This window comes from Mycetocola tolaasinivorans, from assembly GCF_003667565.1.
Taxonomy (GTDB): domain Bacteria; phylum Actinomycetota; class Actinomycetes; order Actinomycetales; family Microbacteriaceae; genus Mycetocola; species Mycetocola tolaasinivorans.
Genome location: NZ_RCUX01000003.1, coordinates 279,883 through 300,027, shown reverse-complemented (window position 1 = coordinate 300,027; position 20,145 = coordinate 279,883). Strand labels below are relative to the sequence as shown.

Genomic DNA, 20,145 nt, shown 5'->3' with positions numbered 1-20,145 from the left:
ACGTTACCGATTCGACACGATCTCGCCACCCGGTGGCGCTGGTAAACCTAGCGTCGAACGCGTCGGGTCAGCTCTCGTCGCGTCAGGAAGGAGGGCAGGTGGAGGCCGCGAGCGGTCACCCAGAGGCCAGCGATGAGGCCGAGGAGGGATCCGCCCCACACCACGATGCTCATGCGCTTCGTCAGCTTGTAGTGGCGATTTTCCCCGATCGCATGTACGGGCCCGCGCTGCGCGAGTGATGCGCCCAGGATGGGTGCGGAGGTGGCCGGGCGAGCGTGCGAGGCGGATGCCTGCTGGGCAATCGTCGACTGCGCGTGTGCCGGCAGTGCCGGAAACTGTGGGGCCAGGACCAGGGCGGCACCGAGGGTCAGAGCGGAGAAATATGAGCTGATGTGGCGTCGGGTTTTCACGGCGTCCTTCACTGTGTGGATGCACATACACTACACACTGGTGTGACCGTCAACAACTCGCCAATAGGTCAGCCTGTGCTGTATAGTCAGTGCATGCTGACATTAGCCTCTCGCCTCGACGTCATGAACCGCCTGGGCCGCGCCATGGCCGACCCGACTCGCTCACGCATCCTGCTCGAACTCATGTCCGGACCCGGGTATCCCGGCAAGCTCGCGGTGGATCTTGGCCTCACCCGCACAAACGTCTCAAACCATCTCGCATGCCTTCGGGGCTGCGGCATCGTGGTGGCGGTACCCGAGGGGCGCGCGACGCGCTACGAGATCTCCGACTCCCATATCGCGAGCGCTCTTGCGAGCCTGTTCGAGGTCGTGCTCGCGGTGGATGAGGGCCAGCCCTGCACGGATGCCGGCTGCACCGAGCCGGGGTGCTGCTCGGAACCCGGCTGCTGCCAGGCCGAGGAGTTCTAGCGGTGGCCGATGCCTGCTGCGGCGGAGATCGCTCCACCGATGTGCCGCTCCTCGACGTCTCGGGAGGCGAGTCGGCGCAGGATCGTTCGGCGTTCCGCGCCGAACGCGAAGCCCCCGTCGCCTGGTGGCGTGACAGTGCTGTTCAGCTACCCATCGCTTCGGGTCTCTGCCTTCTCTCCGGGTGGGCGCTTGCACTCTTCGGAGCCGAGGTGGCCGCACTCATCCTGCATGGTTTCTCCCTCTTCTTGGGGGCATACACGTTTGTGCCCGGGGCGCTGCGAAGGCTCGCGCGTGGCCGCCTGACGGTTGGTCTTCTGATGACGATCGCCGCCGTGGGGGCGGTGCTGCTCGGCCACATCGCGGAGGCCGCCGCACTCGCCTTCCTCTTTTCCCTCGCCGAAGCGCTTGAGGATCGTGCGATGGATCGCGCGCGCCACGGTCTCGGTGCACTGCTCGACCTTCTCCCGCGTACGGCACGGATATTACGCGATGGAATGGAACGCGACGTTCCAATCGAGGAAGTCCTCGTGGGTGACGAGCTTGTCGTTCGCCCGGGGGATCGCGTCCCGACGGACGGCGTTCTCCGGCAGGGGAGCGGCGGTATTGATGTGTCTGCAATCACCGGCGAGTCGATCCCGGTGGCCGTTGCTCCCGGGGACACGATCGCGGCCGGTTCGATCAACGGCGGTGCGGTACTTCGAATCGAGGCCACGGCGGCGGGCACGCACAACTCACTCACCGAGATCGTCGAGCTGGTCACCGCCGCCCAGGAGCGCCGGGGTGAGCGCGCGCGAATTGCCGACCGCATCGCCCGCCCACTGGTGCCGGCCGTGCTGATTCTCTCCGCGCTGGTGATCGTCTTCGGTTTCATCGTGGGGGAGCCGCTGTTCTGGACCGAGCGCGCGCTCGTTGTCCTGGTGGCGGCCTCGCCCTGCGCCCTCGCGATCGCCGTGCCGGTCACCGTAATCTCGGCGATCGGTGCTGCCAGCAAGCTCGGACTGATCGTCACCTCCGGGGCCGCGTTCGAGCGACTCGGTGTCGTGCGGCGCGTGGTTTTTGACAAGACCGGCACCCTGACGCGAAATCGTCCCGAGGTTGTGCGCATCGAGTCCGCCCGCACGGAGGAGATCCTGCCGCTCGCCGCGGCGCTCGAGGCGCACAGTACCCATCCGCTCGCCCGGTCCGTCATCGAGGCATTCGAACACGCGTTCGAACACTCGTTCAGTGCGCCGGAATCTCGCGAATCCGCAGCCGACGCGGCGGAGCGGAGCCGCAAGGCCGCGCCCACCCTCACGGTTGCCGACGTGGTTGAGGAGCCCGGCCATGGTATCGCCGGACGCGTTGACGGCAGGAGCGTGCGGGTCGGCAGCGCCCGCTGGCTCCTGGGGCCGGAGGCGAGGCGAGTCGATTTCTCCGATGCAGCGACCCGGGCCACGGCGAGCGATCTCGCACGCGGGGGTATGAGCGTGATCGTCATCGAGGTGGACGGCCTCGTGGCCGGTATCCTCGGCATCCGCGACGAGCTTCGGCCCGAGGCGGCGGAGACCGTCGCGCGGCTGCGGGGGAGCGGCATCGAGGTCGCGCTCCTCACCGGCGACGGCGAGCACACGGCGCGCGCCCTGGCCGACGAGGCCGGGATTACCGACGTGCGATTCCAGCAGCTTCCGGTGGACAAGGCGAACGCGATCGAGGGTTTCCGTCGCGATGCGGTCACGGCCATGGTTGGAGACGGCATCAACGATGCACCGGCACTCGCTACGGCCGACGTGGGGATCGCGATGGGCGAGACGGGTTCGGCGGCGGCGCTCGAATCCGCGGACGTCGCCTTCGTTGGCGCCGATCTGCGACAGATCCCGCGGGCGCTGCTGCACGCAAGGCGCAGCGTGCGCATCATGACCGGCAACATTCTGCTGGCGCTCGCGATCATCGTGGTGCTCGTGCCGCTCGCGCTGGGTGGTGTGCTGGGGTTGGCGGCCGTGGTGCTCGTGCACGAGGTGGCCGAGGTGCTTGTGATTCTCAACGGGCTGCGTGCCGCACGCGTGCGGCGCTGAGGGGCAAGAGGATACCCACGCCGTGAAAGTAATCATTGGTTCACTGGATAGTGAACCAATGATTACTGACCCGGTTCCGGAGGAATTTGTCGGCGTGGTCGGGTTAGATATTCGTGATGGCGCGGACCCGATCTGCCATGGCTCGGCGGGCGATGTCGGAGTCGGGGACGAAGCGTTCGAAGCCGTGTGGTGCTCCGGGGTGGACGTGGAGTTCGATCGGTACGCCGTGCCGGGCCAGCCGGGCCGCGTAGGAGATGTCTTCGTCGCGGAAGATGTCGAGGTCGCCGACCTCGATGTAGGCGGGGGCGAGGCCGGCGAAGTCGGTGAGGCGTGCCGGTGCGGCTATTGGTGACACGTCTTCGGTGCTGATCTCGTTGCCGAGGAGCGTTGCCCAGCCGGTGTAGTTGTTGTCGTACCCCCAGGTGAGGAGATCGTCCGGGATGACGCCGGGGGTGGTGTTACGGTCGTCAAGCATTGGGTAAATCAGGATTTGCTTCGCGATCGGTATGTTCCGGTCGCGGGCGAGGATTGCGGCACCCGCGGTGGGGCCACCCCCTCCGCTATCGCCCATGAGCGCGATCCGGCCGGGGTTCACGCCGAGGTAGGGCGCGTGTTCGCGGAGCCAGATCAGCGCACTGTAGACGTCTTCGGCCATCGCCGTACTGGTCGGTGCCTCGGGGGCGAGACGGAGATCGACGGACAGGAACGGGATGCCGCTGTGGGCGACGTACCACGCGACGACTTCGTCGTACAGGTCGACGCTGCCCCCGAGCATCCCTCCACCGTGTACGTACACGACGGCAGGCCCCGGGGTTTTTCCGGTCTTGGCGTACCAGCGCAGCAGCAGCGTGGTCTCACCGTCGAACGTCTCGGTGGCGAAGTCGGTGGTGGTCACGTCGGTGACGATGGGGGAGAGGGTGGCCATGTATGCCTGACCGGCGTTTGCCGAAGCGCGGACGGCCTGCCAGTCTCCGCGCACGGGGCGTGGGGCATCCGCAGATCCCCGCTTTAGTTCGGCCAGTGCGGGTGCAAGCTCGGGGTCAATTTCATATTTCATGATCGGATCTTTCGATGTCTGGGGCGTTGTTCGGTCTCAGGCGGTGGTGATGATGCCATCCCACGCTCCGCCCGCGGGCACCGAGGCGTGCTGATGGATGAGCACCCACCCGCTGTCCCGACGCTCGAAGCAGTCGGTTTGGCGGGAGATGACCTGCCGACTGGAGCCGTCCTTGAGCGCGAGGGCGGTGCGTTGCACGGTGCACACGATGCCCATATCGCCGTTGATCGAGGCATCCAGCTCGAGGATGTCGACCGTGCAGGATTCGAATGTCGCGAACGTGTCATCGAACAGCTTCTGTGCCGGTGCGATGCCGCGGGAGGCGAACGGGACGATATCGAACCACAGTGCGTCGGACGCCCAGTGTCGGGTGCTCTGCGCCCCGCTCATCGACGTGGCCATCTCGTCGACGATGCCGATCAAGGCGTCTTTGTCCTGCTGCGCACTTGCGCGCTCTGTCGTGGTCATGGTGTTGTTCCTTCCATTCGGCAGTCCGAGTGACCGCCTCTGAAACGAGTCTCGGGTGTGCCATCAGGGGAGATGCAAGAGGCATTTTTCTGCTGGTATCTCCCCTTGGGGGAGGTGACATACTCGAGGTATGACGGCTTCCTTGGCGATCGGGGACTTCTCCCGCGCAACGCACCTGAATATTAAGACGCTGCGCCATTACCACCGGATCGGGCTCCTCGTCCCCGCCCATGTGGACCCGGACACCGCCCACCGGCGATATGACACCGACCAGATTCCGACCGCCCAGGTCATCCGCCGACTCCGCATGCTCGACATGCCGCTGGAAGAGATCCACCGCCTGATCACGACAAGCGATCTGACCACCCGGAACCGACTCATCACAGACCACCTCGCACACCTGGAGGCGGAGCTCGCCCGCACACAGGACGCGGTGGCGTCGCTGCGGGACCTGATCGAACCAGCCCGCGGCAATCAGCCGGTGAGCATTGGACATCGGCGTCAGCCTGCCACGCCGGCCGCCGCGATCAGCGCAGTGATCGATGTCGTGGATGTGACGGGCTGGTATCAGGGTGCCCTCGGCGAGCTGCACGCCCTGCTCGCCGTCCAGAATATCCCGCCCGCCGGGCCTGGAGGCGCGATCTACTCCACCGACCTGTTCACCCACGGCCGCGGCGAGGCCATCGTGTTTGTGCCCTGCGATGGCGAACTGAGACCGACCGGACGAGTCGTGCCCCTTATGGTGCCGGAGACAGACCTCGCCGTAGCTGAGCACCGCGGCCCGCACACCGGCGAGATCGATCACATCTACGGCGAACTCGGCGCGTACATCGGTGATCACGCGATCGGGGTCGACGGTCCCATCCGCGAGTACTACCTCGTCGGCGCACACGAGACCGCCGACGAGAACCGGTGGCGCACCGAGATTGGCTGGCCCATCTTTCACACCGGAGCGTGAGTCAGCCGACCCAGCTGACCCAGCTGCCCGGCAGGGGGAGCTGTCCGTGATCGACGTATGTGCAACTTTCGCACATCAAATACCCATTACTTGACATAATGCACATTATCGGTTGTTTTATACAGTATCTCGAAATCGCCTCGATTCCGCGGAATCACGCCACACCAACTCCGATTGCGGGAGAATGAAAGCGTACATACACCGCCGCATGTAACCGAGAGGATCCGATCATGACCGACAGACTCGTCATCGACACCCGCGCACTGCCCGAACGCGCGGTGAATGGAATTCGTGTTGGGCTCGGCGTCACCGGAATTATCGGCGTCCTGGTCGGAATCCTGATTCTCGCACAGCCCGGTGCCGCGCTGATTGCCGTCGGATGGCTTTTTGGCCTGTACTTCATCGTGGCCGGGATTGTCCGCCTGGCTGCCTCGGCCATGGCCACCAACTCGGACACCGCATATCGCATTTCCGGTGGGATCCTCGGTCTGCTCCTCGTCGCCAGCGGTATCTACACGCTGGGAAATCCGGTGTTCGGTGCCTCCGTGCTCGCCGCCGTCATCGGAATTGCCTGGATTATTGAGGGCATTGCCGCACTCACCGTGCGCAGCAACGATCGCTCCAAGTGGTTCGGCATCCTCTATGGCGTCCTGAGCATCGTGGCCGGCATCGTGGTGCTGTTCATCCCACTCACCACGGCCGCATTCCTGCTGGTCTTCGCCGCGGTGTTCATTATTATCGGCGGCATCGTGCAGATCGTCCAGGCGTTCCTCTTTGGTCGCCATCGCTAGCACTCCCCCAAAATGCACAAAAATCCCGCATTCACTATGAATGCGGGATTTTTATTGCGTTTATGCGGGCTGGCTACTCGCCCGAGCCGAAGCTGCCGGTGTCGCCCACGAGGCGGGTGTTGTCGGCGGGTACGGGCTCGACGGCGGCCAGGGCCACCTCGGCGGCGAACTCGGCCACGTTGTAGAGCTTGCCGGCCTGCTCGCGACGCTCGGCGATGGCACCCGGGTTCAGGCGGTCAAGCAGGGTCGCGGTGATGGTGCCCTCGATCATGTCGCCGGACACCACGACGAAGCCGATACCGGCCTCGGCCAGGGCGGGGATCTGCTCGCGCAGGGCATCCTCGCCGGCGCGCTTGGACAGCGCGACGGGCTCATACTCGGGCATGGTCGGGGTCTGGCGGATGAAGTGTGCCTGGTGGCTGGTCACGAAGACGACGCGCGAACCCTCGCCGAGCAGCGACTTGGCGCTCTCCAGCACGTTGAGCTGGGCGTCGCGGTTGAGCAGCAGGGCGTAGTTCTCGGCCATACCGGACTCCATACCACCCGAGGCGTTCAGCACCAGGATGTCCAGCGAGCCGTACTCGGCGCGGATGGTGTCCATCATGCCGGCGACCGATGCGGGATCGGTGAGGTCGGCACCCACGGTGATGGCGGTGCCACCGGCCGCGCGGATCTGCTCGGCGAGCTTGACCGCACGAGCCTCCTTGTTACGGAAGTTAATCACCACGCGTGCACCGGCCTCGGCAAAGTAGCGAACCGTGTCCGCGCCGACCCCGCGAGAGGAACCGGTGACGAGGACGTTTTTGCCGGCGAGGCTGCCCGGGGCGAGGATTTCAGACACTGTGCGTTGCTCCTTGAGGGGTGCGAAAAACGGAAGGGGCCAACGGGCCCGGAGTCGACTCTAGCAAAGACGACATCTCCCCCAGGGCGTACACACGCGCAAATAGCGGCCAACTGCCGCACTAATTCACGGTTCCCGGCCCGTGAACTGGTAGGTTGTGAGCAAGAGTTTTCGCCCACACCCCGAAAGGTATTGGACGACCATGGAGATGATCACCCCGTACATCTGGATCGCCTGGCTTGCGCTGATCCTGATTTTTATCATCATTGAGATGCTGACCCTCGAGTTCACCTTCCTGATGCTCGCGATCGGTAGCTTTGTCGGCTTGCTCAGCGGCATTCTGCAGGTTGAGTGGTGGGGTCAGATCATCATCGCCGGCCTCGCTGGCATGCTGCTCATTTTGCTGGTGCGCCCTCCCCTGCTGCGCGCCCTGCAGCGCGGTGCAGACCCCACCAAGACCAACCTCGAGGCCGTTCTTGGCCTCGGTGGCGTGGTTCTGGAAACGGTCAGTGCCGGCACCGGTCTGGTGAAACTCGCCAACGGAGAAACGTGGACCGCTCGCACGGTCGCCGATGGCCCGGGCACCGCCCTGGAGCCGGGCACCTCCGTTACCGTGGCGCTGATCGAGGGCGCCACCGCCCTCGTGCGCCCAGACGCGACTCCCCCCGCTTAGGGATACGCCACCCTGGCGTATCCGAAGAGAACAAGAGGAACATCGTGAACGACGACGTATCAATCGGTGCCATAGTCGGCATCATCGCCCTGATCGCTCTGGTGATCTTTGTCCTGGTGGTGATCGCCCGCGCCGTGCGGATTATCCCGCAGGCAAGCTCGGGCGTGGTCGAACGCCTCGGCCGCTACCACAAGACCCTGGAGCCGGGCCTCAACATCCTGGTCCCCTTCATCGACCGCCTGCGCCCGCTGATCGACATGCGCGAGCAGGTCGTCTCCTTCCCGCCGCAGCCCGTCATCACCGAGGACAACCTGGTTGTCTCGATCGACACCGTGGTGTACTTCCAGGTGACCGACGCCCGCGCTGCGACCTATGAGATCGCCAACTACCTGGGCGCGGTCGAGCAGCTCACCACCACGACCCTGCGTAACGTTGTGGGTGGTCTGAACCTCGAGGAGGCCCTGACCAGCCGCGACAACATCAACGGCCAGCTGCGCATCGTCCTCGACGAGGCCACCGGCAAGTGGGGCATCCGCGTGGGACGCGTGGAGCTCAAGGCCATTGACCCGCCCCTGTCGATCCAGGACTCCATGGAGAAGCAGATGCGTGCCGAGCGGGACAAGCGTGCCGCGATTCTGACCGCCGAGGGCACCAAGCAGTCGGCGATCCTCGAGGCCGAGGGTCTGCGTCAGTCCGAGATCCTGCGCGCCGAGGGTGAGGCGCAGGCCGCCGTGCTCCGTGCAAACGGTGAGGCCGAGGCGATCCAGACCGTGTTCGCCTCGATCCACGCCGGTAACCCGGACAACAAGCTGCTCGCCTACCAGTACCTGCAGACCCTGCCGAAGCTGGCAGACGGCTCGGCAAACAAGTTGTGGATCGTGCCCTCCGAGCTCACCGAGGCCCTCAAGGGCATCGGCGGTGCCTTCACCCCGAAGAGCAACCCCGAGCCGGATGCGCCGAGTGCGCCCGGTGCTCAGCCCGCTGCGGCCCAGGCCGCCGGAGTAGACGTGGCCGCAATCGCCGCGGCACTCGGCTACACGAAGAACGAGGCTGACAAGTCGGGTGAGTAAACCCTCCCCCGCCTACTTCGCGACGGCCAGACCGCGGGTGCTTGCGCACCGCGGCCTGGCCGTCGCTTCTGGCGTGGCCGAAAACACCGCCGAAGCCTTCGCCGCCGCGCTCAGGGCGGGCGCGACCCACATCGAGTCGGACCTGCGCGCCACGGCCGACGGCGTTGCCATTCTTCACCACGATGCCACCTTCAGGCGCGCCCGAGACGGTCGACGAGGCCGAGTCTCGGCGCTGACCCTTGCCCAGTTGCGCGACCCCGCCGAGGGCCCCGTGCACCGCATCCTGACGCTGGAGGAGGCCCTCACGGAGTTTCCCGAGGTGCCGTTCAACCTGGACCTGAAATCCGCCGACGTCGTGGAACCCGCCGTGCGGATGATCCGCAACATGGATGCACGCACGCGTATTCTGCTGACCTCGTTTGGGGAGTCCCGCCGGCGCGCGGCCGTGGACGCGCTCTCCCCCATCGCCTCCTCGCTCAGCCTTCCGAGGGTGCTGCGCCTCCTGGCCGCCCACGCCCTCGGCCTTACCGGCGCATTCGATCGCGCGATCGCGTCCGCCCAGGCGGTCCAGATGCCCTATCGGGTCGGGCCCCTGCACCTGGTTACTCCGCGGCTCCTCACAAAGCTACATGCGCGCGGTATTGAGGCCCACGTGTGGCCCGTGAATTCCGTTGCCGAGATGCGCACGGTCATGGCGTTGGGGGTTGACGGCGTGGTCACCGACCGCACCGATTTGACCGGCCCGCTGGCCCGCGAACCGCGCTCCGAGTACTAGCCGGCCCGGTTTCGAGGTCGGCATTTTGCGCCGCGAGTGACCCCGGCCCCGCCAATCCCATCGCCTCGACGGCGTCATACCCTGCGTGTTCTCAGGCTTGCGCGAAAATTGCCTCGGACCGGGCACATTATTTCGGCCACGACGCTGTTGCTGGACACCGAGTACGAGTAAGGTGTGGGGAACCGATCGACGTTCATAGTTTTTTCAGGCTAGACCGGTATAAATGGCAAGCACGCGAGAGGAGACCACACAATGGCAGATCGCAGTTTGCGCGGAATGCGCCTCGGGGCCCAGAGCCTTCAGAGCGAAGAGGGAGTTGTATTCTCAGATCGAGAACGATACATCTACCTCTGCCCTAAGTGCGGGCATGAAACAGCACTGGTGTTTGCGGCCGAGGCCGAGGCACCCGACACCTGGGAGTGCCGCAACTGCGGCGAGGCCGCGGTGTTGATGGTGGGCACCGAGCCCATCGAACTCGAGCCCAGCGAGGCCAAGCAGGCACGTACCCACTGGGACATGCTGCTCGAGCGACGCTCACGCGAGGAGCTTCAGGTGCTCCTCGACGAACGACTGGACTACCTCCGCGAACGTCGCGGACAGAAGAAGGTCGGCGCGTAGCCTCGCATCCGGTTCACGAAACGAATTCATGGGGATGTCCTCTCGGACATCCCCATTTTTTGTGCCCGCGCGCGCAGAGTGTCACACTTCTGGCTCGAGCGGTGTCTCATGGTTAAACAGTTCTTAACGATGGGATCTTCATGTCGGTACCAACACGGGTGCTCATTCTGGGAGCCGGCTATGCCGGGCTCATGGCCGCGAACAGGATCGCCGGTCGGTTCGGTGAGGCCGAGCACGTCACGATCACCCTGCTGAATCCGGTGGCCGATTTTGTCGAGCGGATACGACTCCACGAGCTTGCGGCGGGGACCCGAGAAACCGCAGTCGTGCCGATGTCGTCGCTGCTTCACGAGCGGGTAGACCCGTTCCGAGGAACTGCCGCGCGCATCGATGCCGAACGCCGACTCGTGTATCTCACCGAGGGTGGCGAACCCCTCGCCTACGATGTTCTGCTCTACGGCGTGGGAAGCGTCCAGGGAGGCGAGAGTCGCCCGGATGGTGCCCTGACCCTGCGGGACCCCGCGGAGGCGCGGCGCGTACGCGAGCGGCTCTCTTCGCTCGCCGCTGGTTCGTGTGTAACGGTCATCGGGGCGGGCCTCACCGGGATTGAGTTGTCCACGGAGATCGCCGAACGCCACCCGCACCTGCGGGTACGCATCCTCACCCGCGGCACCGCCGGTGACGACCTCTCCCCCGCGGGAAAACGTTCGCTACTGAGGAGAATGCGCGCGCTGGGAATCGAACTCGCCGAACACACCGAGGTGTGGGCAATCGATGATCGGCTCCTCACCCTCGCCGACGGCCGCACCCTTCCCTCCGCGTGCACGGTGTGGACGGCGGGATTCTCGGTTCCCGATCTCGCCCGCGCGAGTGGGCTTCCCGTCGATGAGAGCGGCAGACTGCTGGTTGACCAGACGCTCACCTGCACGCAGTACCCGACGGTGTTCGGCGCCGGCGACGCCGTACGCGCACCACGGGAGGTGGCCGGTCAGCTGCGGATGAGCTGCGCCGCGGCACTGCCCATGGGAGCTCACGCGGCGGACAGCATCATCGCCCGTATGACCAGGCACGAACCGACCGCCCTCTCGGCGGGCTTTGTCCTGCGCTGTGTGAGCCTGGGGCGACGCGCGGGTCTCATCCAGGGTGTGTACGCCGATGACCGCGTGCGCCGGATCGTTCTGCGGTGCCGCACCGCTGCCCTGCTGAAGGAGCGCGTGTGTCAAATGACGCTCTCCTGGATTCGAGGTGAGCGGCGTCGCAGCGGCTCCTTCACCTGGCCCGCGGGCCCCGGCACAACGCGGTAGCGTAGCAGCGTAGATATCGCCGAGGTTTTTGCCGAGCACCGTTCGCTCCTCTTCACCATCGCCTACGAGATCACCGGTTCGGCCAGTGACGCCGAGGACGTCGTGCAGGAGAGCTTTCTGCGGTGCCGCGAGCTCGATCCGGAGAGCCTCCGCAACCCTCGCGCATACCTTGCGCAGACGGTCACCCGGCAGGCACTGAACGCCCTGCGGTCGGCGCAGCGCCGCCGGGAAGACTATGTGGGACCGTGGCTCCCCGAACCGCTGCTGACCGCGCCGGACATCGCCCAGAACGTGATCCTCAGCGAATCGCTCTCCTTCGCGATGCTGGTGGTGTTGGAAACACTCTCACCGGAAGAGCGCGCGGTATTTGTGCTGCGTGAGGTATTCGACTTTTCCTATCCGGAGATCGCCGAGGCAACCGAACGCTCCCTCGCGGCGGTACGCCAGATCAGCAGTCGGGCGCGCGCCCACGTGCGCGCACGCCAGCCGCGCTTCGACGTGGACGCGAAGCGGAAACACGACGTGGCCGAACGTTCCCTCATGGCACTCCAGGGCGGTGATGTGCAGTCGCTCATGGATGTGCTCGCCCCGGGTGCCGTGCTGCTCTCGGACGGCGGCGGACGGGTGAGCGCCGCTCGTAAACCCGTGTTGGGTGCCGACAACATCGTGCGCTTCCTGCTGGGCATCGCCCAAAACCCGTTGCCGGACATGCGAATCGAGCGGGCGGTGGTCAACGATATGCCCGCCGTTATCGTTCTCAGCGGCGACCGGGTGGACCTCGTGGTGCTGGTGGAGTCCCGGGATGAGCGGGTCAGCGCCGTCTATCTGGTGCGCAACCCCGACAAGCTCGGGGCGGTGTCACGCCGAGACCGTGGCTAGCGCCAGCCATAGCGCTTGCGGAGCGCCGAGGCTACGACATTGAAGTTCTTGTGGTCGAGGCTCGACGCCTCGCGGCGCATACCTCCGGGCTTCAACCGGAAGACGCGGTCCAGGTTGGCCCAGCTGGGGCGTCCCTGACTGTCCCACGGGCCGGCCCCGATCGGCACAAAGTCAGACTGCCCGGAGTGCGCCTTCGAGGTCAGCTGAATCGCAAGCACATCTCCCCCGCCGAGGGTTGCCACCACGAGTACCGGGCGATCCTTACCTCGGCCGTCGTTTTCCTCAAACGGGACCCAGGTCCAGACAATCTCACCCGGATCGGCATCGCCGTCACGGTTGGGAGCATAGGTCATCGTGACGTTGCCCACCCGGTGAGCGTCGACCTCTCGGGTCGCCTGCGGGCCGGTCTGACCGGGGCTCGGAGCCTCGGTGCCGGGGCGTGAGCCACCACCCGGTTTACTCGCTCCGGGTTTCCCCGCACCCGGACGTGTGGGCTGGCCGGGCTTACTCGGGCCGGACAGGACGGACAGGATCTCGCGCAGGATCCGGAGGAACGTATTCACGCTCCTACGCTAGTGCACAGCTCTTCCGAGCAACAGGATCCCCGTTCGCGTGCCGCTCACGCACCCACGGATACGGCAGCGGGGCGTCTCGGCGCGCGGCTGGTGCCCCGCGAATACACCGAAGGGCCGGATCTGCTTCAGCAGATCCGGCCCTTCGGATGGTGGGAGAAGTGTCGCGCCGGGCCCTCCCCTTGAAGACCCGGCGCGAGTCTGGGGAACCTACAGGCTGTGAGCCGAGGTTGCGGTGGTGACGGGGTTCAGCGCGTAGCCGTCCTCCCCGTGAACCACGTTGTCGACGCCGGCGATCTCGTCCTCGTTGGTGACGCGGAATCCGATGGTCTTCTGGATGATCCAGCCGATCACAAAGGCCATCACGAAGGAGTAGATCAGGACCGCGAAGACCGCGATGGTCTGCACGACCAGCTGGCGGAAGTCGCCGCCGACGAACAGGCCGGTACCGGTGGCGAAGAAGCCGAGGTACAGGGTACCGATGAGGCCACCGACGAGGTGGATTCCAACGACGTCGAGGGAGTCATCAACACCGATCAGGAACTTCAGCTCGATGGCGACGGCACAGACGGCGCCGGTGATGAGGCCGAGGATCAGGGCCCAACCGGGGGTGAGGTTTGCGCAGGCCGGGGTGATGGCCACGAGGCCGGCAACGGCGCCCGATGCGGCACCAACCGAGGTGGGCTTGCCGTGACGGATCTTCTCGATGATGAGCCAACCGATGATGGCGGCCGCGGTGGCACCGAGGGTGTTGATGGTGATCAGACCGACGTTCTTCAGGCCGTTCAGCCACTCGGCACCGGCGTTGAATCCGAACCAGCCGAACCAGAGCAGCGAGGCACCGATGAGGGTCAGCGGAACGTTGTGCGGCTTCATGATGCCGGGCTTGAATCCGACGCGCTTGCCGAGGATCAGGGCGAGGGCCAGGGCTGCGGCACCGGCGTTGATGTGAACGTCGGTTCCACCGGCATAGTCGATAACCTCGATGCCGGACTCCTTACCGAACAGCGCGGTGCCGAGGTTCTGGATCCATCCACCACCCCAGATCCAGGCGGTCACCGGGAAGTACACCACGGTTGCCCAGATACCGGCAAAGATCATCCAGGAGCCGAAGCGAGCCCGATCGGCGATTGCACCGGAGATCAGGGCCACCGTGATGATTGCGAACGTGGCACCGAACGCGACGCCGATGAGGTTTTCGTTGGCGTGGGGGGCCGAGGCGAGCCCGCTCAGGCCGAAGTCGTTGAGTGGGTTACCGGCGAACTGTCCGGGGTTGTCCACGTGGGTCATGTTGTAGCCGTAGAGAATCCAGAGCCCGCCGATCAAGCCCATCGAGCCGAAGCTCAGCATGAGCATGCTGACGACGCTGGTGATCTTTACGAGGCCGCCGTAGAAAAAGGCGACGCCGGGGGTCATCACGAGCACGAGTGCCGTGGCAATGATGCCCCAGGCGAGGGATCCGGTGTCCATAAGCTTTCCTAACCGTCTGGGCCCCCATCGGGAGTGGAGGCCGTGCGATTAGTTTGGCGAGTTCTCGTTTCCGGAACCGGCGCCGTTTCGTTTCGAACGTGTTACACGACAACGCCACCGGTAAACAAAATGTTTCGTCACCGATGGCGTCGTCGAGTAAAACGGGTGTGGCTAGGCGTCTACGCGCACCACCATCTTGCCGATGTTCGCACCGCGCAGCAGGTCAATAAACGCCTGCGGGGTGTTCTCAATGCCCGCAACCACGGTCTCGTCGTAGACGATCTCGCCGGCGGCGAACCACTCCCCCATTGCCTGGGCAAATGCGGGTGCCGCTGCGACGTGATCACCGAGGGTGAAGCCGCGCAGGGTGATGCTCTGTGTGATGATGCGGCTCATGTTTCGGGGGCCCACGGCGGGCTCAGTGGTGTTGTACTCGGCGATAGCGCCGCACAGCGCGGCACGTCCACCGCGTCGGAATGCGCCGATTGCCGCCTCAAGGTGTTCACCGCCCACATTGTCGAAGTAGACGTCGATACCCTCGGGGGCGGCCGCGGCGAGCTGCTCCGCCACGGGGGCGTCATCGGTGTAGTTGAACGCCGCATCGAAGCCGTATCGTTCGGTGAGGAGTGCGACCTTTGCGGCCGTGCCAGCGGATCCGATCACCCGTGATGCACCCATGAGGCGCGCGATCTGTCCGGCGGCGGTGCCCACCGCACCGGCGGCACCGGAGATGAAGACCACATCGCCGGGCTTGATCGATGCGATATCGCGCAGGCCCACAAACGCGGTGAGGCCGGTCATGCCGAGGATGCCGAGCGAGGTGGACAGCGGGACGCCGGGGATCTCCGCGGCGCGGCGGAACGAGGCGGCTGGGCCCTGTGCCACCGAGCGCCAGCCAAAGTCGTGGCTGACCGCGGTGCCCACGGGCAGCTCGGGAGCGTTGGATTCAACGACGTGCCCGACGGCTCCGCCGGTGAGTGCCTCGTTCAGCTCAAAGGGCGCGACATACGACTCCCCGAGGTTCATCCGTCCCCGCATGTAGGGGTCCACCGAGACGAAGCGGTTGGCGACGCGCACCTCTCCCTCGGCCAGCGGCGGCAGGGTGCGCTCAACGCGACGGAAGGTGTCGGCGGTGGGCCATCCCACGGGGCGCTCGGCCAGGTGGAATTCGATGGTGGTGGCGGGGATGGGCGTGGTGTTCATGTGTACTGCCTTTAGCGAATTACGAGAGCGATGATGGTGAAGATGAGTCCGAGCAGCGGCAGGGTTCCCTGCGTGATTGCCGCGCGGGCCTTGGAGCGGTCCGACAGAAGAAGGACCATGGCCGCCGCGAACATCGAACCGATGCCCACGAAAATGAGGGCGAGGCCTACGGCTTCGCCACCGGCGAAGACGAAGGCGATGCCCACATAGACCACGATCGCGAGGAACAGGTTGTAGAACCCCTGGTTGAACGCCAACGGCTTGGTAATCTCGGCAACCTCGGCACTCTCGATGCCGAAGGTGGCGCGTACGCGCGGCGTGGTCCAGCGCAGGGACTCCATCACGAAGATGTAGCAGTGCAGGATGGCCGCGAGGCCGGCGAAGATCAGTCCGGTGATGAGCATGATGTGGGGTTCCTCACGATGGATAACAGGGTTCGTGAAATCAGCGTACAATATTTCTGAACCGATCGTTTCAGAAAGTGGAAAATAATGGCCCGATCCCGTGAATTCGACACCGCGGCCGCCGTGCGCGCCGCCCGCGACCTGTTTTGGGCGGTGGGATACGACGTCGCCTCCATCAGCGACCTCGAACGCGTCACGGGGCTGTCCCGCTCGAGCATCTACCAGGCCTTCGGCAATAAGCGCGGGCTGTTTGATGCCGCGGTCGAGGACTACCTCGAAGACATCGTGGGGCCCCGCCTCGCTCCCCTGCTGGACGGCCAGGCCGACGGCGTGCGCCGCTACATCGACCAGATGGGTGCCTCCCTCGGGGCCATGGAGGCCGGGGATCCCCGCTTCGGCTGCATGCTCGTGCGGGCCGGTGCCGGCCTCGGCAGCCGCGATGCGGACGCCGCCGCGGTCGTCGCGGGCTACCGCCGCCGAGTCGAGGGGGCAATAGCGACGGCCCTGGGAGTGGATGCACGTGCCGCGGACATCGCGGCGGATGTCACACACCGGGCCACCGTCGTGACCGGGCTGATCGTGAGCACGATGCTACTCGCACCGGTAGATCTCGAGGGTGCGCTCGCCATTCTTGCGGCCGCGAGGGTGGAGGCGACGCCCCCGCGGGCGATGCGCGCCTCGGTCGCCGCATAGGTGGCCGCAGGGCCCGCACCAAAAAAAAGTGGCCGGGAGCGATAATTCGCTCCCGGCCGCTTTCGGCGTACTCCGCTACCGCTGGACGCCCGCCGCGTGGGTCAGCGCGATCATGCGCGAGATCGCACGCTGATACTTCTTGCGATAGCCGCCCTCGAGCATGCCGTCGCCGAAGATCTGATCGAGCGCGATGCCGGTGGCCACGATCGGCACCTGTGCGTCATAGACACGGTCGATGAAGGCCACGATCTGCAGCGCGCGAGTCTGATCGGTGAGTTCGTGCACGTCGCGCAGGCCGAGGCGGGAAATGCCCTCGATCAGGCCCGCATAGCGTGACGGATGCACGGTCTGCAGGTGGGCGAGCAGCGCATCGAAGGTGTCATCGGAAACCTCGGCATTATCCGCGAGCCCGGCGGTGAGGGCCGCCGAGTATTCCGCGCCGGAGGTCACGATGCAGGAACCGGTGACCGCGCGGCGACGGTAATCGGTGCCGTCGATACGCAGGGTGCGGAAGTGCGCCGACATCGCCTGGATTTCGCGCAGGAAGTCCGCGGCGGCAAACCGACCCTCACCGAGGGCACCCGGCGGGGTGTTCGAGGTCGCGGCTATGCGGGTGCCGGAGGCCACCAGTTCGCCGAGCAGCCGGGTCATCAGCATAGTGTCGCCCGGGTCGTCGAGCTCAAACTCGTCGATGCAGATGAGCGTGGCACCGGTCAGGGCCTGCACCGCCTGCTGATATCCGAGGGCGCCCACCAGGGAGGTGTACTCGATAAACGTGCCAAAGTACTTGCGCGGTCCCGGCGCACGGTGCCACAGCGAGGCGAGAAGGTGGGTCTTACCCACACCGAATCCGCCGTCGAGATAGATGCCCGGCTGCCCCACCGGTGCCTTCTTCTTACGGCCAAAGAGGCCGCCCCCGCGCTGAATGCCGAAGGAGTCCGCGAACTCGGTCAGGATCGTCACGGCCTCCGCCTGGCTGGCGAAGTCCGGGTCCGGACGGTAGGACTCAAAGGTCGCATTAGCGAACTGCGGCGGCGGCGTCAGGCCCGCGATAATCGCGTGGGCGTCGCTGCTCGGGGTGCGTTCGGTCAGGCTGACGCGGCGCTGCGTGGATGCTGCGGTCATGGGTGGGCTACCTCGTGTGTCGGATTCTTGCGCCACCCTGATGACAAGCGGAGAAAAGGTGCGTACATTCAAAAGGTGGGGCTTCGGCTCCTAGCCTAACCCCACGAAGCTATCCGTCCGGACCGGCCCGCGCCGGTTCACAGCCGAGGGGACCCCGTGACATTCGCATTTGATACCTCCGATCCGAAGTTTGCCGACTACGCCCACCCGGGCAAACTGGTCTCCACCTCCTGGCTGGCCGAACGCCTCGATGAGCCCGGCCTGGTCGTGGTCGAATCCGATGAGGACGTCCTCCTGTACACGGTCGGGCACATCCCCGGCGCCGTGAAGGTCGACTGGCACACTGAGCTCAACGATCCCGTCGTGCGCGACTACCTGGATGGCGAGGGTTTTGCCGAGCTCCTGTCCCGCAAGGGCATCTCCCGGGATGACACCGTCATCATCTACGGCGATAAGAGCAACTGGTGGGCCGCCTACGCCCTCTGGGTCTTCACCCTGTTTGGCCACCCCGATGTTCGCCTGCTGGATGGCGGCCGCGATAAGTGGATCGCCGAGGGCCGCGAGCTCACCACCGAGGTGCCCGAGCGCATCGAGACCCGCTATCCGATCATCGAACGCGATGACCACACCGAGCGTGCCTTCCGCGATGACGTCATCGCCCACCTGGGCAGCCCGCTGATCGACATCCGCTCACCCCAGGAGTACACCGGTGAGCGGGTTACCCACCCGGACTACCCGGAGGAGGGCGTCCTGCGCGGCGGTCACATCCCCACCGCCCACAACGTGCCCTGGGCCCGCGCCGTGGGTTCCGATGGTGGCTACCTGGCCCGGGGAGAGCTCGAGGCTATCTATCGCGGCGAGCTGGGCCTCGCCCCCACCGAGTCGGTCATCACCTACTGCCGGATCGGTGAGCGCTCCAGCCACACCTGGTTCGCCCTGCGCTACCTGCTCGGTTTCCAGGCGGTCCGCAACTACGACGGCTCCTGGACCGAGTGGGGCAACGCCGTGCGCGTACCGATCGTGCAGGGCACCGAGCGCGGCACCCGACCCGCCCGCGGTGAGCGGCAGACCGCGCACTAACCCCGCGGTGCGGCGGGCGCGCGACTGGCATAATGGATTCCCATGACCGATAACGCGCTGCCCGCCGCGCTCGCCGAGATCAGCGAGGACTTCCTCGACCTCGACGAAAACTCGCGGCTCGAACTCCTGCTGGACTTCTCCCGAGAACTTCCCGCCCTTCCCGAACGCTATAGCGATCACCCGGAGGAGCTGGAGCGCGTGGCCGAGTGCCAGTCCCCCGTATTCATTCGCGTCGAACTCGATGCGGATCAGCGTGTTCAGATGTTCGCGACCGCACCGCAGGAGGCACCAACCACCCGCGGGTTTGCCAGCATCCTGGTGCAGGGTCTCTCGGGGCTGAGTATCGAGGAGGCCCTGGCCGTGCCGAGCGACTACTCACAGCGTCTCGGGCTCGCTCGCGCCGTCTCGCCCCTGCGTCTGGCGGGCATGACCGGCATGATCCGTCGTGCCCAGCGTCAGATCCGCGTGCTGGCCGGGCATGAGTAGTCTCACCGAGCTGCTGCCCGCCAGCGGGGAACGCATCGACCCGGCGCTGCCCGAAGCCCGGGAGTGGATCGCCCGGCGCTACGCGCTCGCCGGGGACACCTGGACCGCCGTCAACATGATCACCACCATGAACGGTTCTGCCGCGGGTGAGGACGGCACGAGCGACACCATTTCAAACCGGGTGGATCGCACCATCCTCTCGGTGATTCGCGATCAGGCCGACGCCGTGCTCGTGGGGGCCCAGAGCCTCCGCGCCGAGGGCTACACGATTCCGCGACGCGCGATGCTCGCCGTACTGACCCGTAGCGGCGACCTCGGCGATGTGCCGGACAACGAGGGCGCACGCGAGCGCCTGATCGTCCTGTGCCCCCAGGCGTCGGTGCCCAAGGTGACGGCGCGGATGGACGGCCGCGTACACGCCGTGATCGGTATCAACGCCGCGGACCCGAGCCCCGCACAGATTCTGCAGACCCTCGCCGAGCACGGGCTCACCCGGGTGATCTGCGAGGGCGGCCCGACCGTGACCGGAAGTTTCCTCGCCGCGGGAGCGATCGATGAGATCTTCCTGACCGCTGCCCCCAGCGTCGTATTGCCCCCGCAGCCGGTGTTTGGACAGGCCGAAAAGCTCGTCACTCGCTACACGCTGCACGGTCTCATGCTGGACGATGAGGGCACGCTCTACCAGCGGTTCCGGCCTCGGCCGGCCGTGGACTAGGCCCGAAGCCGGTGCGGCCGAAAAGCGAGAGGGG

General features: G+C 65.8%; 23 protein-coding genes. 14 read left to right on the top strand and 9 right to left on the bottom strand.

Translation table 11 applies throughout. The features are described from left to right. Positions 1 to 47: 47 nt before the first annotated feature. A complete protein-coding gene (locus tag D9V32_RS05060) occupies positions 48 to 410 on the bottom strand; it encodes a hypothetical protein (protein ID WP_121647807.1) in 363 nt (120 codons plus the stop codon). A 93-nt stretch (positions 411 to 503) separates the two neighbouring features. Here D9V32_RS05060 and cmtR point away from each other — a divergent pair, with 93 nt between their 5' ends. Continuing rightward, positions 504 to 878, top strand: a complete 375-nt coding sequence (cmtR, locus tag D9V32_RS05055) for a Cd(II)/Pb(II)-sensing metalloregulatory transcriptional regulator CmtR (RefSeq protein WP_121647806.1) — start codon at positions 504 to 506, stop codon at positions 876 to 878. Between the two features lie 2 nt (positions 879 to 880). Then, positions 881 to 2,929 carry a heavy metal translocating P-type ATPase gene (locus D9V32_RS05050; RefSeq protein WP_425461995.1) on the top strand — a complete coding sequence of 683 codons (2,049 nt, stop codon included), beginning with the start codon at positions 881 to 883 and terminating at the stop codon, positions 2,927 to 2,929. Positions 2,930 to 3,032: 103 nt separating this feature from the next. Here D9V32_RS05050 and D9V32_RS05045 read toward each other — a convergent pair whose 3' ends face one another. Beyond that, entirely contained in the window at positions 3,033 to 3,986 is a 954-nt protein-coding gene (locus D9V32_RS05045) for an alpha/beta hydrolase (protein WP_121647805.1), read from the bottom strand. 36 nt (positions 3,987 to 4,022) lie between these two features. Next, entirely contained in the window at positions 4,023 to 4,454 is a 432-nt protein-coding gene (locus tag D9V32_RS05040) for a YybH family protein (protein ID WP_121647804.1), read from the bottom strand. Between the two features lie 130 nt (positions 4,455 to 4,584). Here D9V32_RS05040 and D9V32_RS05035 point away from each other — a divergent pair, with 130 nt between their 5' ends. Together D9V32_RS05035 and D9V32_RS05030 are read left to right on the top strand one after the other, a co-directional pair. Further along, positions 4,585 to 5,412: a MerR family transcriptional regulator gene (locus D9V32_RS05035; protein ID WP_121647803.1), complete on the top strand. Its 828-nt coding sequence runs from the start codon at positions 4,585 to 4,587 to the stop codon at positions 5,410 to 5,412. A gap of 230 nt (positions 5,413 to 5,642) precedes the next feature. Beyond that, positions 5,643 to 6,203 (top strand): HdeD family acid-resistance protein, encoded by a 561-nt coding sequence (locus tag D9V32_RS05030; RefSeq protein WP_121647802.1) that lies wholly within the window; start codon positions 5,643 to 5,645, stop codon positions 6,201 to 6,203. Between the two features lie 73 nt (positions 6,204 to 6,276). Here D9V32_RS05030 and D9V32_RS05025 read toward each other — a convergent pair whose 3' ends face one another. Next, positions 6,277 to 7,044 carry an SDR family oxidoreductase gene (locus D9V32_RS05025; RefSeq protein ID WP_121647801.1) on the bottom strand — a complete coding sequence of 256 codons (768 nt, stop codon included), beginning with the start codon at positions 7,042 to 7,044 and terminating at the stop codon, positions 6,277 to 6,279. 202 nt (positions 7,045 to 7,246) lie between these two features. Between D9V32_RS05025 and D9V32_RS05020 the strand changes: the two genes are divergently transcribed. The 6 genes from D9V32_RS05020 (at position 7,247) to D9V32_RS04995 (ending at position 12,363) form a co-directional block, all read left to right on the top strand. Continuing rightward, complete coding sequence (locus tag D9V32_RS05020; protein ID WP_121647800.1) at positions 7,247 to 7,717, top strand: NfeD family protein; 471 nt, start codon at positions 7,247 to 7,249, stop codon at positions 7,715 to 7,717. A gap of 44 nt (positions 7,718 to 7,761) precedes the next feature. Further along, positions 7,762 to 8,787, top strand: a complete 1,026-nt coding sequence (locus D9V32_RS05015; RefSeq protein WP_121647799.1) for an SPFH domain-containing protein — start codon at positions 7,762 to 7,764, stop codon at positions 8,785 to 8,787. Next, positions 8,780 to 9,562, top strand: coding sequence for a glycerophosphodiester phosphodiesterase family protein (locus tag D9V32_RS05010; RefSeq protein ID WP_183086184.1), 783 nt, complete (start codon positions 8,780 to 8,782; stop codon positions 9,560 to 9,562). The genes D9V32_RS05015 and D9V32_RS05010 overlap by 8 nt, the downstream gene beginning before the upstream one ends. A 252-nt stretch (positions 9,563 to 9,814) precedes the next feature. Next, positions 9,815 to 10,180 (top strand): RNA polymerase-binding protein RbpA, encoded by a 366-nt coding sequence (locus tag D9V32_RS05005; protein ID WP_121647797.1) that lies wholly within the window; start codon positions 9,815 to 9,817, stop codon positions 10,178 to 10,180. A 140-nt stretch (positions 10,181 to 10,320) separates the two neighbouring features. After that, positions 10,321 to 11,484, top strand: a complete 1,164-nt coding sequence (locus D9V32_RS05000) for an NAD(P)/FAD-dependent oxidoreductase (protein ID WP_121647796.1) — start codon at positions 10,321 to 10,323, stop codon at positions 11,482 to 11,484. Positions 11,485 to 11,499: 15 nt separating this feature from the next. After that, complete coding sequence (locus D9V32_RS04995; RefSeq protein WP_121647795.1) at positions 11,500 to 12,363, top strand: RNA polymerase sigma-70 factor; 864 nt, start codon at positions 11,500 to 11,502, stop codon at positions 12,361 to 12,363. Here the strand turns inward: D9V32_RS04995 and D9V32_RS16365 are convergent. The 4 genes from D9V32_RS16365 to D9V32_RS04975 form a co-directional block, all read right to left on the bottom strand. Beyond that, entirely contained in the window at positions 12,360 to 12,926 is a 567-nt protein-coding gene (locus D9V32_RS16365; RefSeq protein ID WP_121647794.1) for a type II toxin-antitoxin system PemK/MazF family toxin, read from the bottom strand. The genes D9V32_RS04995 and D9V32_RS16365 overlap by 4 nt on opposite strands. A 219-nt stretch (positions 12,927 to 13,145) precedes the next feature. Then, complete coding sequence (locus tag D9V32_RS04985; protein ID WP_121647793.1) at positions 13,146 to 14,405, bottom strand: ammonium transporter; 1,260 nt, start codon at positions 14,403 to 14,405, stop codon at positions 13,146 to 13,148. A gap of 171 nt (positions 14,406 to 14,576) precedes the next feature. Next, positions 14,577 to 15,608, bottom strand: a complete 1,032-nt coding sequence (locus D9V32_RS04980) for an NADP-dependent oxidoreductase (protein ID WP_121647792.1) — start codon at positions 15,606 to 15,608, stop codon at positions 14,577 to 14,579. 11 nt (positions 15,609 to 15,619) lie between these two features. After that, positions 15,620 to 16,012, bottom strand: a complete 393-nt coding sequence (locus D9V32_RS04975) for a DUF1304 domain-containing protein (RefSeq protein WP_121647791.1) — start codon at positions 16,010 to 16,012, stop codon at positions 15,620 to 15,622. An 87-nt stretch (positions 16,013 to 16,099) separates the two neighbouring features. Between D9V32_RS04975 and D9V32_RS04970 the strand changes: the two genes are divergently transcribed. Further along, positions 16,100 to 16,705, top strand: a complete 606-nt coding sequence (locus tag D9V32_RS04970) for a TetR/AcrR family transcriptional regulator (RefSeq protein WP_121647790.1) — start codon at positions 16,100 to 16,102, stop codon at positions 16,703 to 16,705. Between the two features lie 75 nt (positions 16,706 to 16,780). Here D9V32_RS04970 and zapE read toward each other — a convergent pair whose 3' ends face one another. Continuing rightward, positions 16,781 to 17,830, bottom strand: a complete 1,050-nt coding sequence (gene zapE / locus D9V32_RS04965) for a cell division protein ZapE (protein ID WP_121647789.1) — start codon at positions 17,828 to 17,830, stop codon at positions 16,781 to 16,783. A gap of 156 nt (positions 17,831 to 17,986) precedes the next feature. Here zapE and D9V32_RS04960 point away from each other — a divergent pair, with 156 nt between their 5' ends. Genes D9V32_RS04960 through D9V32_RS04950 form a run of 3 tightly spaced genes read left to right on the top strand, consistent with a single transcriptional unit; the run spans position 17,987 to position 20,111 of the window. Beyond that, on the top strand, positions 17,987 to 18,910 hold the full coding sequence (locus tag D9V32_RS04960; RefSeq protein WP_121647788.1) for a sulfurtransferase: 924 nt from the start codon (positions 17,987 to 17,989) through the stop codon (positions 18,908 to 18,910). Positions 18,911 to 18,952: 42 nt separating this feature from the next. Beyond that, entirely contained in the window at positions 18,953 to 19,396 is a 444-nt protein-coding gene (locus D9V32_RS04955) for a SufE family protein (protein ID WP_121647787.1), read from the top strand. Further along, on the top strand, positions 19,389 to 20,111 hold the full coding sequence (locus D9V32_RS04950; RefSeq protein ID WP_121647786.1) for a dihydrofolate reductase family protein: 723 nt from the start codon (positions 19,389 to 19,391) through the stop codon (positions 20,109 to 20,111). The genes D9V32_RS04955 and D9V32_RS04950 overlap by 8 nt, the downstream gene beginning before the upstream one ends. Positions 20,112 to 20,145: the final 34 nt, after the last annotated feature.

Bases quoted from the DNA above. Each gene is read 5' to 3' on its own strand.
- cmtR (WP_121647806.1), top strand. From the start codon at position 504: ATGCTGACATTAGCCTCTCGCCTCGACGTCATGAACCGCCTGGGCCGC.
- D9V32_RS05045 (WP_121647805.1), bottom strand. From the start codon at position 3,986: ATGAAATATGAAATTGACCCCGAGCTTGCACCCGCACTGGCCGAACTA.
- D9V32_RS05040 (WP_121647804.1), bottom strand. From the start codon at position 4,454: ATGACCACGACAGAGCGCGCAAGTGCGCAGCAGGACAAAGACGCCTTG.
- D9V32_RS05035 (WP_121647803.1), top strand. From the start codon at position 4,585: ATGACGGCTTCCTTGGCGATCGGGGACTTCTCCCGCGCAACGCACCTG.
- D9V32_RS05030 (WP_121647802.1), top strand. From the start codon at position 5,643: ATGACCGACAGACTCGTCATCGACACCCGCGCACTGCCCGAACGCGCG.
- D9V32_RS05020 (WP_121647800.1), top strand. From the start codon at position 7,247: ATGGAGATGATCACCCCGTACATCTGGATCGCCTGGCTTGCGCTGATC.
- D9V32_RS05005 (WP_121647797.1), top strand. From the start codon at position 9,815: ATGGCAGATCGCAGTTTGCGCGGAATGCGCCTCGGGGCCCAGAGCCTT.
- D9V32_RS05000 (WP_121647796.1), top strand. From the start codon at position 10,321: ATGTCGGTACCAACACGGGTGCTCATTCTGGGAGCCGGCTATGCCGGG.
- D9V32_RS04985 (WP_121647793.1), bottom strand. From the start codon at position 14,405: ATGGACACCGGATCCCTCGCCTGGGGCATCATTGCCACGGCACTCGTG.
- D9V32_RS04980 (WP_121647792.1), bottom strand. From the start codon at position 15,608: ATGAACACCACGCCCATCCCCGCCACCACCATCGAATTCCACCTGGCC.
- D9V32_RS04975 (WP_121647791.1), bottom strand. From the start codon at position 16,012: ATGCTCATCACCGGACTGATCTTCGCCGGCCTCGCGGCCATCCTGCAC.
- D9V32_RS04970 (WP_121647790.1), top strand. From the start codon at position 16,100: ATGGCCCGATCCCGTGAATTCGACACCGCGGCCGCCGTGCGCGCCGCC.
- zapE (WP_121647789.1), bottom strand. From the start codon at position 17,830: ATGACCGCAGCATCCACGCAGCGCCGCGTCAGCCTGACCGAACGCACC.
- D9V32_RS04955 (WP_121647787.1), top strand. From the start codon at position 18,953: ATGACCGATAACGCGCTGCCCGCCGCGCTCGCCGAGATCAGCGAGGAC.
- D9V32_RS04950 (WP_121647786.1), top strand. From the start codon at position 19,389: ATGAGTAGTCTCACCGAGCTGCTGCCCGCCAGCGGGGAACGCATCGAC.